The 12,799-nt window shown below is 33.0% G+C and carries 13 protein-coding genes; all 13 read right to left on the bottom strand.

Annotated elements, in window-relative coordinates:
- Positions 1-5: 5 nt before the first annotated feature.
- A complete protein-coding gene (locus tag ACEWK1_RS07560; protein WP_121662784.1) occupies positions 6-1,118 on the bottom strand; it encodes a glycosyltransferase family 1 protein in 1,113 nt (370 codons plus the stop codon).
- A gap of 30 nt (positions 1,119-1,148) precedes the next feature.
- Complete coding sequence (locus ACEWK1_RS07555; RefSeq protein ID WP_121662785.1) at positions 1,149-2,141, bottom strand: SDR family oxidoreductase; 993 nt, start codon at positions 2,139-2,141, stop codon at positions 1,149-1,151.
- A 36-nt stretch (positions 2,142-2,177) separates the two neighbouring features.
- Entirely contained in the window at positions 2,178-3,296 is a 1,119-nt protein-coding gene (locus ACEWK1_RS07550) for a glycosyltransferase family 4 protein (RefSeq protein WP_332326980.1), read from the bottom strand.
- A 515-nt stretch (positions 3,297-3,811) separates the two neighbouring features.
- Positions 3,812-4,492 carry an HAD-IA family hydrolase gene (locus ACEWK1_RS07545; protein WP_212138586.1) on the bottom strand — a complete coding sequence of 227 codons (681 nt, stop codon included), beginning with the start codon at positions 4,490-4,492 and terminating at the stop codon, positions 3,812-3,814.
- Between the two features lie 56 nt (positions 4,493-4,548).
- Positions 4,549-5,292, bottom strand: coding sequence for a 3-deoxy-manno-octulosonate cytidylyltransferase (locus ACEWK1_RS07540; RefSeq protein ID WP_212138587.1), 744 nt, complete (start codon positions 5,290-5,292; stop codon positions 4,549-4,551).
- Positions 5,293-5,304: 12 nt separating this feature from the next.
- Complete coding sequence (locus ACEWK1_RS07535) at positions 5,305-6,912, bottom strand: aldolase catalytic domain-containing protein (protein WP_212138588.1); 1,608 nt, start codon at positions 6,910-6,912, stop codon at positions 5,305-5,307.
- A 240-nt stretch (positions 6,913-7,152) separates the two neighbouring features.
- Positions 7,153-8,040: a 6-hydroxymethylpterin diphosphokinase MptE-like protein gene (locus ACEWK1_RS07530; protein ID WP_212138589.1), complete on the bottom strand. Its 888-nt coding sequence runs from the start codon at positions 8,038-8,040 to the stop codon at positions 7,153-7,155.
- Complete coding sequence (locus tag ACEWK1_RS07525) at positions 8,033-8,866, bottom strand: 6-hydroxymethylpterin diphosphokinase MptE-like protein (protein ID WP_416635893.1); 834 nt, start codon at positions 8,864-8,866, stop codon at positions 8,033-8,035. Before ACEWK1_RS07525 ends, ACEWK1_RS07530 begins: the two co-directional genes overlap by 8 nt.
- A gap of 4 nt (positions 8,867-8,870) precedes the next feature.
- A complete protein-coding gene (locus ACEWK1_RS07520) occupies positions 8,871-9,395 on the bottom strand; it encodes a KdsC family phosphatase (protein WP_232273276.1) in 525 nt (174 codons plus the stop codon).
- Positions 9,392-10,402, bottom strand: coding sequence for a KpsF/GutQ family sugar-phosphate isomerase (locus ACEWK1_RS07515; RefSeq protein WP_212136636.1), 1,011 nt, complete (start codon positions 10,400-10,402; stop codon positions 9,392-9,394). The genes ACEWK1_RS07520 and ACEWK1_RS07515 overlap by 4 nt, the downstream gene beginning before the upstream one ends.
- Positions 10,374-11,213, bottom strand: a complete 840-nt coding sequence (gene kdsA, locus ACEWK1_RS07510; RefSeq protein ID WP_212136638.1) for a 3-deoxy-8-phosphooctulonate synthase — start codon at positions 11,211-11,213, stop codon at positions 10,374-10,376. The genes ACEWK1_RS07515 and kdsA overlap by 29 nt, the downstream gene beginning before the upstream one ends.
- Before the next feature lie 39 nt (positions 11,214-11,252).
- Positions 11,253-11,999 (bottom strand): 3-deoxy-manno-octulosonate cytidylyltransferase, encoded by a 747-nt coding sequence (locus ACEWK1_RS07505; RefSeq protein ID WP_212136640.1) that lies wholly within the window; start codon positions 11,997-11,999, stop codon positions 11,253-11,255.
- Positions 11,996-12,799 (bottom strand): 6-hydroxymethylpterin diphosphokinase MptE-like protein, encoded by an 804-nt coding sequence (locus tag ACEWK1_RS07500; RefSeq protein WP_212136642.1) that lies wholly within the window; start codon positions 12,797-12,799, stop codon positions 11,996-11,998. The genes ACEWK1_RS07505 and ACEWK1_RS07500 overlap by 4 nt, the downstream gene beginning before the upstream one ends.

Here is a 12,799-nt window from a genome sequence, read left to right as displayed (position 1 = left end):
GAAAATCACCTCGTTTTTGACAGATAAAAGTCTTGCAGCCAGCTTGTTGTGCTTTTAATATCATAGCCCCGTTCTCTAATCTGGTTTATTTTAATTTTATTTAGCTCTCTTTGTTTAGGATTTAGATCCCTCAGCTCAGAGACCCACAAATCAATATTTTCAATGTTTAAATATTTAATTAATCCTAATCCTAGGTCCACTTCAGCTGTAATTTTATTTGAAATTACACAAGGTACACCTGCTGCCTGTGCCTCAATAAGTGTCACAGGTAAACCTTCGTGCAAAGAAGGAAATAAAAATACATCAAATGCTTGAAGTAATTGGTTTATATCACTTCTAACACCTAAAAATTTAATATTTTCATGTATATTTAATATTTTTGCTTTATTTTCAATTTCATCTCTTAGGAAACCGTCACCACATAACAACAAGATAGCATTAGGTCTTCTTTTTAAAACATCAGCAAAAACCTCAATTAAAAACTGATGATTTTTCTGCTTCGTAAATCGTCCTATATGACCAATGACTAATTGTGAATCATGAATTCCTAGCTCATTCCTTTTCATCTTTCTTACATCTGGAGAATAATGAAAAGTCTCCACTTCTATTCCATTGTTAAGTAGCTTTACATCATTTGATTTACTTCTAAATAGCCATTTAGCAGCAGCTTCTGAACAAGCAAAATTAAAGTCTGAGTTCGACCGAATATATAAACCGGAATACCATTTATACGACTGAGCCAGAAAACTTCCTTCTCCACCTGTGTTATGACTATGGGTTATACAGTATTTCACTCCAAATTTTTTGGCTGACCGTACCACTAATCCACTCATTTTATTTAAATGTGTATGTACGATCTTATAATTACTATATTTTGAGAAGAAATTGTTCAAGGCCTTAATATAACCAAAATGACCTGCTTCACTAACATATGGGATTCTATGAACAATTCCACCGAGTTGTTTAATTTCTGAATCAAAAACCCCTTCTTTACAAGTTAAAAAATCAAATTGCACTTTTGACCGGTCGATATTTCTATATAAATTCATGATGAGTGTCTCTGCCCCACCTCTGTTCATATTGACTACTACATGTAGAATTCTAATAGGTTTTGTCATTTACAATCCTCCCGGTCAACTATCAAAATCTTAAACGACTTTTAAAGCTTTTAAATCCGCTTTATACCAATCTATCGCAGCTTCAATTCCTTTTTCAAAACTCCATTCTGGATCATAGCCTAACAGCTCTTTAGCTTTGGATATATCAGCATTACTATGCTTAATATCTCCCCTTCTTTCGGGACCAAATATAGGTTGTATATCTTTTCCTAATGCTTGTGTTAAATGGTAGTAGATATCAATTAAAAACTCTCTACCTCCATAAGCAATATTAAAAACCTTTCCAGCTGCCTCACTATTTGCCTTACAAGCCTTTAAATTAGCTTCAATAACATTTTCAATATAGGTAAAATCCCTACTTTGTTTTCCATCTCCGTTAATGACTGGTTGCTTATCATTCAGCAGCTGCTTAATAAACTTTGGAATAACCGCTGCATATGCTCCATCAGGATCTTGTCTCTTTCCGAATACATTAAAATATCTTAAGCCATAGGTATCAAGGTCATAAAGACTAGTGTACAGACGGGCATATTCCTCATCTGATTTTTTAGTAAGCGCATAGGGCGATAATACTTTTCCCTCTCTTCCCTCCTGTTTAGGCAATGTGGGTTCATCTCCGTATACAGAGGAACTTGATGCATAGACAAACTTTTTCACACCATTTTGTCTAGCCGCCTCCAGCATATTCAAAGTACCTTTTAGATTTATTTCTTCATATAATAGTGGTAATTCAATGCTTCTTGGAACACTTCCCCATGCAGCTTGATGAAGCACAAAATCTACACCATCACATGCCTTCATGCATGTATCAAGGTCACGAATATCTCCTTCAACAAATTCATAGTTAGGATGATGAAGAAATAAATCTACATTTTCTTTTTTACCAGTAGAGAGGTTATCAAGTCCTCTAACTTGGTAGCCTAAGTTGATAATGGCTTCAACTAAATTAGACCCAATAAATCCAGCTGACCCTGTTACTAAAAACTTTGTTTTCTCTGGAAAGCTAATATTTTGATATCCCATACTTATAACCTCCAATGGTATTTAAAAGTAACTTTACTATTCAGTAGTATTCTTTTTCCAAATTTTACTTGCAACCTCATTAATTTCATCTAAATAAGCATTTATCACAATCCTTCGGTCATATTCCCGTTCCATTTTTGTCCGCCCAGCAATTCCCATTGCTTGCTTTTGTTCATAAGGCATGCTTATAAACTTTTCGATGGTATCAACTAAGCTATCTACATTTTTTACTTCAAACCCTAAACCTGTGATTTCCTCATCAAAGGTTTCTTTACAACCCGGAACTCTCGTGGCGAGAACGGGACGACCAGCTGATGCTGATTCAAGGAGTACATTCGCTGTTCCTTCATGATAGGAAGGTAGAATGGTAGCATGTGATTTCTTAATAAAAGAATGGACTTCTTGTTGTTGGCCATGGTAGGTAATTACATTCAAACTTTGGAGATCTTTTAATTGGTGTTGGTAATCTTCTTCACAACCACCAACTAAGTCGAATTGTGTATTGGGAAATTTCCTTTTAATGATGCTAGCTGCTTGGAGGAGTTCATCGACGCCTTTTGCTTTCATCATCCTTCCGATAAAAAGGAACCTAATGGTGTGATCTTCCTCAGGATATTTTTCAAGTGAATGGAGGTGTATGTTTACACCAGAACCAGGAACTAGCCTAGTTTTGTTTTTTACGATCTTATTCTTTATAAAGAACTTTAAATTGTTATCATTTTGAAAAAATAAGCAAGAGGAATCTTTAAGACCTATTTTATAGAGGGACATCGTAAACTTTAGGATCTTACTCTTACTCTCAAGTGCAGTACCTAACCCTGTTATATTGGTAATATACGGGGTATTGGTCACTCTACATGCAAGACCACCGTAGACATTTGGCTTAATCGTATAGGTTAGGACAAGGTTCGGTTTTATTTCCTTAATAAGCTTAATATAATGAAGGAATAGCTTTGTGTCTTTAAGAGGATTAGTTCCTCTCCTCTCGAGTTCAGTCTCTAAATATTGACAGCCTAAACTTTTAAGTTTTATTACATATTCATCATGAGGCAAGGAAATGTAAACTTCGTTACCTTGTTTAATTAGCTCCGCTAATAACTCTTTTCTAAAGTTGTATAGTCCCATACCGAAGTTTGCTAATATTAGGATTTTCATTATTAAACTCTCCCTATACAAAACATGTATAACGGCTTCAAACTCGTCTAGGTGGTTCTTTAATAAGAACAATCAAGCATAAAAAAATAAACATTTTAACTTAATGTTCTCTATAATGAACATAATATATTGGGCACACCTGTATGTCAAGAATATATTTATACTATTTAATTAGTCTATATGTGCAACTGAGTAACCCTCTATCTGGGTTTTAAACTCTTTAAGGTTTGGTTATACTTTTGTTTTTTGGGGACTTTTACATGGAATAGCTACTGTCATAAATCGATTTGGGAAAGCGCAAGAACATAATTTGAATAAAATTGTAGCCTGGTCTATTAGTTAAATAACATAATATATTTCTACCATTATTGTTAATTTAATTTCTTTCTTAAAAAGAGGGTTGTCATATAATATTTGGTTATACTGATAACCTTATATTCTTGAAATAAAAACCCAAATACCGTTATTATTTTTATCCAAAATAGTATGGTTTAAATAATATAACTATTTAATAGTTATGAAAATGGAACTGAATTTTGGAAAAGATCCCCTAAATTATCAATAACTAATTTAGCCCCTTCTCTACATTTTAAATCTTGTTCCTCTGTTTGCACTGTAAATCCTGACATATAAATAAAGTCAATATTTAATGACATAGCAGTATTCATATCTGAAATAGCATCTCCGATAAAAACAGCTTTTTGATCGCTATTACTTAACAGTATTTCCTTTGAACATTCAAGTTTGGTTTTAGGAGATCCATATATCCCATCAAAATACATAGATAATTTCCTCTTTACAAAAACCTCATTAAGTTCCTGTTCGTCACTTCCAGAAGCTATATATAATTTTTTATTTTTTCTATTTAATTCTGCTAATAATTCCTTTGCATCTGGTGTTATTGCTGCATGATCATATATCTCCTTGCAAATATTTGAGTAATTTTTCAAAAGAACCCTATACTTCTCTTCTTGGAAGGGCTCCCTTGCAAAGTCACTGAGAAACTCTTTAAATTTTATATACCTAGATACACCAAAAGTCTTTTTACAATAGTGGACAAATTCATTAATAATTTCTACAGGATACCCTTGAACAGCCTTTCCGAAGGCTTCACATTTTAATAAATTTATGTCAATAATTACACCGTCACAATCGAAAATGATAATATCATATTCATCTAATTTTGTAATAGTCATTATTTTACTCCTTCTAAAAAGTGATCTGGATAAAATAAATTACCTAGAAATTTTTTTCATATACCTAGGATTTGAGTTCTCTTCTGAATAACTGCTTCAACACGTTGAACATCATCAGGATTATCAACTGCAATAGAATCACTAGATAGTTCAATCATTCTCACTTCCCACCCTAGCTCTAATAATCGAAGAATTTCAATATCTTCAATGCTCTCTAGTGTTGTCTTCTCAGATACCGACGCAAAATCAACTAGCGCCTCTTTTGGAAAGGCATAAGCACATACTTGTCGCCATGATTGCTCAAATTTTCTTTCTTTATTAGATGGGATTGGTGCTCGAGACATGTAAAGCAAACGTCCATCAGGTCTGAATACTGCTTTAGGTATAGAACTGCTTCTAAACAAATCTTCGTCATTAATTTCACAGTACCCATTCAATATTTCGCCCGGAAACTTCTCTACATTTGAAATCAATTGCATTAAATCATCGGGATTAAATATAGGTTCATCTCCTTGAACATTTATGAATACATCTGCATCAATATAATTTGCACACTCCGCAATTCTATCCGTTCCTGTAAGACATTTACTAGAAGTCATAATTACTTGTATTCCATGTACCTCACAAGTTTGTTTTATGCGTTCATCGTCTGTTGCAACATATATTTTTTCAGCCGGGCATGCTTTTAGACATTGTTGATAAGTTCTAACAACCATTGGAACACCACATAACTCAATGAGTGGCTTCCCCGGCAGTCTAGAAGATTGATAGCGAGCCGGTATAATGACACAATAATTCATAAAGATCCCCTCCTAATATGCATATACTGAACTAGTTTCTATTTCATATTGAGTTGGTGTGATTGATATAATTGGTGGTGTATTAGATGTTTTTGTGAAAGTAAATAATAATTGATTCACCTCATTTGTTCTGGGATCGTCAGCTCCATAACCGTCAAAACCTGCTAGAAGAATTCTTGAAGCTTTTCCACTCGTTGCAATGGCTAAAGCATATGAAAACACTAATGAATTAGGCAGAACACAATAATTTGATTCAAACCTGAAAGTATTTTCTTGAATTGAAATGCCAAAGTCTAATAGTTCTTTTCCATTAAAAGCATTAACAATATTTTTAGACAACATGGAAGCTGGAATCACTAATGGTTGTGGTAAATCATCATGTAATGAGCTATCTGCAAGGAGCCGAACCGGATGACAAGCAGCTCTAACATTTATTAATTCTGATGAGATAGAAGATTGAGTATTTAAGGCAATAACAAAAGGTTGATTAGTAGCAATATAGTTTTCCAGTGCTTGTTTATGTTTTACAATATTTGGACCCGCTCCAATTATTAAAACTTCCTTACCAAATATTTCAGTTGAAGGTTTCCAAGTACCAACTGGGCTACCTCCATAGAAATTACGGGCAGTTTCCAATGTATTAATACTATATTTCTTACCACCTTCTGATTTTAGATGGTCGATTACAGCGAATATATCTTCTTCAATGTACCGAGAGTCACTAATCATTTCTTGTATATATGTAGGGTGGATGCCATATTTGCCGGCAAGGTAGTAAAAGGCATTGGTTCCCCAGCCACATTTATGTTGTAATGGCTTGAAATACCAATCTATTAACTTCATCAACGGAGTAATATTTAACTTTACATTTCTTTTTTCTTCAAGCTCAATTGCTAGATATTCTGTTTTAGCATTACCCGGCCCTCTTCCCATTCCGGTAACAGTTCCATCTATCCATGTTACTCCTTCTTCTATAGCACGAATGGAGTTTGCTAATGCATACCCCATGTTATCATGAGTGTGGATCCCAAGTGGCCCATCCCATTCTTCACGGATTATATTAATGATTTGAGCTGTTCTATCAGGATCTAAGCTTCCTAAACTATCAGCGAAATAAAGAACGTCTATTGGATAGTTAGTTGCCTCATATGCTAGATTTTTTATCTCTTCTTCACTTCGATCAGCAACTTGCATAAGATTAAAACCAACAATGTACCCATGGTCCTTCAGCCAATTTGCTGCAGGTAACACCTTCATAAATTCATGTACGTGGCATGCAATACGAACTAAGGTTACAGGTGATTCAGATGATGAGACAAATAGTTTGGATAATGCACTTTCAATTCCATTGGAATAATTAACAAGCTCACTTGCATTAACCATTACACCTATTTTCACCCCCGCAGGTATAGCTAAACTTCTTATAAAGCTATCAGTTGTATATGCGCATGCTCCTCTAAAGCCATCTCTAGCAAAACTTCTTAATCCTAATTCAACATAATCAACTTCTACTTCCTTCATAGCTTTCAAATAATCCTGAATTAGCAAGTCATCAAAGTCCCACGAGTTATAATATCCTCCATCTCGAAGGGTGCAGTCTAACACCATTATTTTACTCATAATAAAATCCTCCTTTATTTATTTCACACCGTGCATTCTCAATAAAGAACATAATCTTATAAATTTTTCTGTTTTCTAATTCTTAGAGGTTAAACCCTTGAAAGACCTTTAGTCTTCCATTTCTAGTACTAATTCTTTTCACAATAATGATTTGCAGATTGGTATGATTGTTTCATACATATAAATATAGATACCCCTGTTTTTTCATGTTCACCGTGAGATCTAAAGAAATAAATCAACTCAACCTAAAACCTTCCTTTGTAATACATTTACTTCTTCAATGAATCTCCCACTCTCATCAAATAATTCATCAAAGTTAACACGTGGAAACACCTCTAATTTTCCACCTCTTGTTGCGTTATATATTTCTATCCCATTTTTGTCACAGTAATTTTTTGCTGCTATATACGACTTATTCATTAATTCAGTATTAGTTGAGGGTTTCTTCTCATCATTAAACCATGAATTATAGTAATTTCTATCAAAGTGATCTTTACCTAGTAGTTCTTTATTTATCTTATATGTACCGTCTTCATTTCTGTTGATAGCATAATTATGGTCAACACCAATTAAGTAAATTTTTTTAAAGCCCATATAGGTAGCTAACTGTATATTTACATAAGTAACTGTAGCATGTGTAAATATCTTTTTTGATGGATCATTACTATATGCAGGCAATCCGTTATCATCTTTCTTTCTAGTACTCTTTAAAAATAAAGAGTCTGTATTAAAATACCTCTTAAGTGTGTCATATCCATAGTTTGTTACTACTGCAAACATCCTCCGCTTTTCCATTGAGTTTATTTCATCAATAAAATTATTGGCCATAGATGAATCAGATATTGAGTAATAATAGGGTTTCCAGATTGTCTTATCTAAAATTAGATTTATTCTATTTGAAGAAAATGAAGGGATGTTATTTAGCATGTTTAAGTCTTTTGGATTTAAACTGGGTCCATTTCCTATAATGAAGCAACTTTCCCCCAAGTGCCTATCTTTATAAATTGCAAGTCTTCCCTGAAGTTTTTTCAATTTATTATTAATGAAAGGTACTCTAAAATGGTTCTTCCATTGCCAAATTATAAAAGAAAGAACATTATTTATTATTTTCTTTATAAAATTAACCACTAACTACCCCACCCTTCTTTTTGTATTTAACAAACAATTCATCAAAACTCATTACTTCAAAGGTATCTAAATAAGTGACCCTTGTTACGTTATATATTTTTTTTCCAGATTGTTCATAAACAAGATTCGCTTTTTCCATTCCAGAGTAAATTTCAACCGGAGCTTGACCAGGTTTTTTTTCATTTTCTCTAATATAATCTGAACTAAAATAATGCTTTGAATTATCCTCACTATTTAGAAAAGACAAATCTTTTGTAGTGGAAATAGCTCCTTTGTAATTATAATCATGTCCTAGTAAATAAACTTCTGAAAAACCCATATAATGTGCTATTTGTAAAAGATGATAAGAGACTGTTCCTGAAGAGTATAATGATTCCATAATATTTTCGGAAAAACTACCATGTTTCTTTTTTATAAGGTTATTGTTAAAATAAATATCAGCTTTAAATAAATGATTATAAGCTTTTAAAGTAAACTTTGTCTTTGCATCAACTAAATTTATATCTTTAATGTTTTCCTCAAGTACTGTTGGATCTACCACCATATAGAATGTAGGTCTCCAATCGGTATTGTTGAAGATTTTATAGATTTTATTAGAAGCAAATGTATATTCGTCTTTTAATCTATCTAAATCTTCTGAAGTTAAACTTGGTCCGTTCCCAATAATAAAGCATCGTTCACCCTTATACCTGTTTTTTAATTTTAATATTTTGTGGTTATTTTTAGTTAGAGGAATATTTAACTTTGAAAAAATATTAACTAGAAAAAATACAAATGAATAAAGACAGTTATATATTCGAAGTAAGTACTTTTTAATTTTAAACACCCCACTACCTATACGTATTTACTTCCACAAAAGGAACTGTATTACTTTGTGTTTTTACTATTAAATCAATGAATTCTCTAACAGCTCCATTTCCTCCATTCATCTTGCATGTATAATCGACCACATCCAAAACTTCTCCAATAGCATCTGCTGGACAAGCTTTTACATAACAGGAATTCATACATTCAAGATCATTCACATCGTCTCCTATATAAGCAACGTTTTCATATGATAACTGGTACTTTTCTATAACTTCATTCAAGATTGATAGCTTATTATCAATTCCTTGAAAAACTTCAGTAATATTTAATTCAGCAGCTCGCCTCAATAAAATGTGTGATGTTTTCCCTGTAATAATTACCGGTATAATACCATCATTAACCAGGTTTACTAACCGATAACCATCCTTCACATTGAATGCCTTAAAGACTTCCCCATTTTCCCCAACGTATATCTTTCCATCTGTTAAAGTTCCATCTACGTCCATTACAAGCATCTTAATTTTGTTTAAATCCTTGTCATTAATCATACGATTATCCCCACTCCAAGAATATCGTTTACTCTTATCGTTCCAACTAATTTTCCGTCTTCGATAATTGGTAAAGCCGATATATTTTTTTCCTTCATTATCTTTAATGCATCGACTGCAAGCATTTTAGATTCTATAAACACTGGTGTCATATTCATTACTTCATCTACTGATAGATCATAGACATTTACTTCTCTTGTAAACGTTCTTCTTAAATCTCCATCTGTGAAGACACCAATCAGTTCATGATTTTCGTTAACTATATTAATTATTCCAATTGCTTTTGTGCTCATCTCAATAATTGCATCTTTGAGCTTATTACCTACTATTACAACTGCATTTTTTTGTCCTGTATGCATAAGATCTTCAACCTTAATTAACAACTTTTTTCCTAGTGAGCCTGCAGGGTGAAATAATGCATAATTACTTTCATGAAACCCATTGATTTTTGATAAACAAACAGCTAAAGCATCTCCTAACACCATTTCGACTGTGGTGCTTGATGTTGGAGCTAGGTTCATAGAACAAGCTTCTATGAATTTAGGGAATACGAATGAGTAATCACTGTATCTGACTAGAGTTGAATGTTGATTACCCGAAATACCAATAAGAGTTGCGCCAATAACTTTTATATTTGGAAGAATTCGAGTTATTTCATCACTTTCTCCACTAAAACTAATGGCAATAACGATATCTTTTGGAGAAATCATTCCTAGGTCTCCATGTTGAGCTTCTGCGGGATGAATAAAAAATGCAGATGTACCTAAACTTGCCATGGTTGCAGCAATTTTTCTAGATACATGACCAGGTTTCCCCATTCCAGTTACAATAACTTTCCCATCACATTTAGTAATTAGGTCTACTATTTTTATAAATCTATCATCCAATGCATCTTTTACTGAAATTATTGCATTTACCTCAGTGTCAAAAACATATCTCGCTTCTGAAAGAATATCTATATCTTTAATAACCTTCACTTCAGATAGAGTAGCTATGTTGTTCAACATCGCGCACCGCCTTATATACTTTTATTAATTTTTGTAGTATTACCTCAACTTCTTCAAGTTTTACCATATTAGGCCCATCAGACATTGCATTGTCTGGATCTTCGTGTACTTCCATAAATAGGACATCAGCTCCTACAGCTAAAGCTGCTTTAGCTAACGGTTCTACGTATTCTCTGTTACCGCCAGTAGACGTAAGATTCCCTCCTGGTTTTTGAACACTGTGAGTCGCATCAAAAACTACTGGATACCCGTACTTTTTCATTTCTATAAGATTTGTCATATCAACAACTAAATTGTTGTAACCGAATGTGTTACCTCTTTCGGTTAATAGAATATTGTCATTGCCTGATTCCAAAACCTTTGTGACAACATTTTTCATATCCTTTGCAGATAAAAACTGAGCTTTCTTTATGTTAACTGGTAATCCAGTTTGCGCAGCTGCGATTAATAGATCTGTTTGTCTACATAAAAATGCAGGGATTTGAAGCATATCCACAACCCCTGCAGCGACTTCTGCTTGATAGGGTTCGTGAATATCTGTTACTACTGGTACATCTAACTCATCCTTAACTTTTTTCAAAATACGTAATCCTTCCTGTAATCCAGGTCCTCTGAACGAATTTACAGATGTTCTGTTCGCTTTATCGAACGAAGATTTAAAAATAAAAGGAATCCCTAGCTTCCCTGTAAAGTCTTTCATTCTTTTAGCCACATTCATTACTTGTTCTTCTGACTCAATTACACATGGTCCTGCGATCAGAGTTAATATATTATGGTCTACTTTTATATTCCCAACATTAATAGCCTTCATTATTCATTCTCCCTTTCAAAAAACAAGAATTTTCACCCTTTATTGAATAACTGGTATTTTTCCACTTTTAATCATATATTCTTCAACCTTTTCAATATCTTTAGGCGTATCAACAGATATCGTTTCGCAAAGAGCATTTATGTAATAGATGTCCTTTCTGTTTTCAATAAATCTAAAAGAATCGTTTTCTTCAATTTTCTCAATAGGTCCCCTGGGTGTTTCATGGTAGTATTGTAGAGCTTTTTTTGTAAAAGCTCCTACACCGACAAATTTCTGGTAGGTATAGTTCATTCCACCTTTAGGAAATGGTATTGGACTTCGTGAAATGAACAAACAAATTCCATCTTTGTTTGTAACTATTTTTAAGTTAGTGGTATCAACTACTTCAACAGGATCAGAAAAATTTGTCATAAGGTTAGATACATAAAAGGCTTCCTTGTTTAAATTAGCAGGAATGCATTTTACGATATCTTTTGCTTCTATGACTGGCTCATCACCATTTACCATTACATAGAGGTCAGCATCTATATATTGTGATACTTCATAAAGCCTTTCTGTAGCAGTATCATGCTCACTAGATGTCATGATGACTTTTGCCCCAAAGCTTTCACATACTGTTTTAATTTCTTCACTATCCGTTGAAATATAGACCTCATCAAAGCAATCTACTTCCTTTGAATGCGTGTAAACCCACCATACCATTGGTTTTCCAAGTATATTTGCTAATGGTTTGTTATGAAATCTAGCAGAACCACCTCTTGCCGGTATTACTCCAACTATTCTCATATTGTTACCCTCTCATTCTCTAAAAATAGTTTATCAAAATCTACTCTTTCAAAAACTTCTAATTTTCCACCGCGTGTTGCGTTGTAAATTTTAATATTGTTTTTGTCTGCATATTTTTTTGCAACCTTGAATGCCCTTGTAGAAACTTCAACATTAGGGATGTATAAATCATCTTTGTCGGTATTGTATTCTTCTGTAAAATAATCCTTTGCTGTTTTATCAATAATAATTTCACCTTTATCATTTAGCATCTTGCTAAAATTATGGTCAACACCTAATAAGTAAATCTCTTTGACCCCCATATATACAGCTATCTGGATTGCTGTATAAGCCACTGTATTTCCCCAATATATTCCTTTAACAATGTCTCTTGAAAACTGAGGTTCTATGTTTTTATTACCAAATTTAAATAAATAATAATTAGCATTAGTGAAATGGATCTTATAGTCCCACGGAAAGTTCACAGGGAAAAACTTGTGTTCTACTTTTATACTATTAATCTCTTCTTTACTCCTAAAAATTGTTTTATTGTCTTCTGAACAATAATAGGTTGGTCGCCAAGTTGTTCTATTAAAAATATAATAAACTCTATTAAATGCAAAAGTAATCTCATTAGACAGCTTATCAAGATCGCCTGATGTTAAACTAGGACCATTACCAATTATGAAACACCTTTTGTTCAAATGAATATCTTTATATTTTTTTATCTGTCTTCCTCTTTTTGAAAACGGAAAAACTAATTCTTTAATATACTTATTGGTTTTGTAGACAAAATTATACAACAACTTTATTTTCCCCAT

This window comes from Metabacillus sp. YM-086 (assembly GCF_048059995.1).
Lineage (GTDB): Bacteria > Bacillota > Bacilli > Bacillales > Bacillaceae > Metabacillus > Metabacillus litoralis_B.
Note: the sequence above shows the minus strand (reverse complement) of the source record. Positions and strands in the feature narration are given on the sequence as shown.

Excerpts from the sequence above, each read along its gene's own strand:
- ACEWK1_RS07560 (WP_121662784.1), bottom strand. The coding sequence starts at position 1,118 with ATGACAAAACCTATTAGAATTCTACATGTAGTAGTCAATATGAACAGA.
- ACEWK1_RS07555 (WP_121662785.1), bottom strand. The coding sequence starts at position 2,141 with ATGGGATATCAAAATATTAGCTTTCCAGAGAAAACAAAGTTTTTAGTA.
- ACEWK1_RS07550 (WP_332326980.1), bottom strand. The coding sequence starts at position 3,296 with ATGAAAATCCTAATATTAGCAAACTTCGGTATGGGACTATACAACTTT.
- ACEWK1_RS07545 (WP_212138586.1), bottom strand. The coding sequence starts at position 4,492 with ATGACTATTACAAAATTAGATGAATATGATATTATCATTTTCGATTGT.
- ACEWK1_RS07540 (WP_212138587.1), bottom strand. The coding sequence starts at position 5,292 with ATGAATTATTGTGTCATTATACCGGCTCGCTATCAATCTTCTAGACTG.
- ACEWK1_RS07535 (WP_212138588.1), bottom strand. The coding sequence starts at position 6,912 with ATGAGTAAAATAATGGTGTTAGACTGCACCCTTCGAGATGGAGGATAT.
- ACEWK1_RS07520 (WP_232273276.1), bottom strand. The coding sequence starts at position 9,395 with ATGATTAATGACAAGGATTTAAACAAAATTAAGATGCTTGTAATGGAC.
- ACEWK1_RS07515 (WP_212136636.1), bottom strand. The coding sequence starts at position 10,402 with ATGTTGAACAACATAGCTACTCTATCTGAAGTGAAGGTTATTAAAGAT.
- kdsA (WP_212136638.1), bottom strand. The coding sequence starts at position 11,213 with ATGAAGGCTATTAATGTTGGGAATATAAAAGTAGACCATAATATATTA.
- ACEWK1_RS07505 (WP_212136640.1), bottom strand. The coding sequence starts at position 11,999 with ATGAGAATAGTTGGAGTAATACCGGCAAGAGGTGGTTCTGCTAGATTT.
- ACEWK1_RS07500 (WP_212136642.1), bottom strand. The coding sequence starts at position 12,799 with ATGGGGAAAATAAAGTTGTTGTATAATTTTGTCTACAAAACCAATAAG.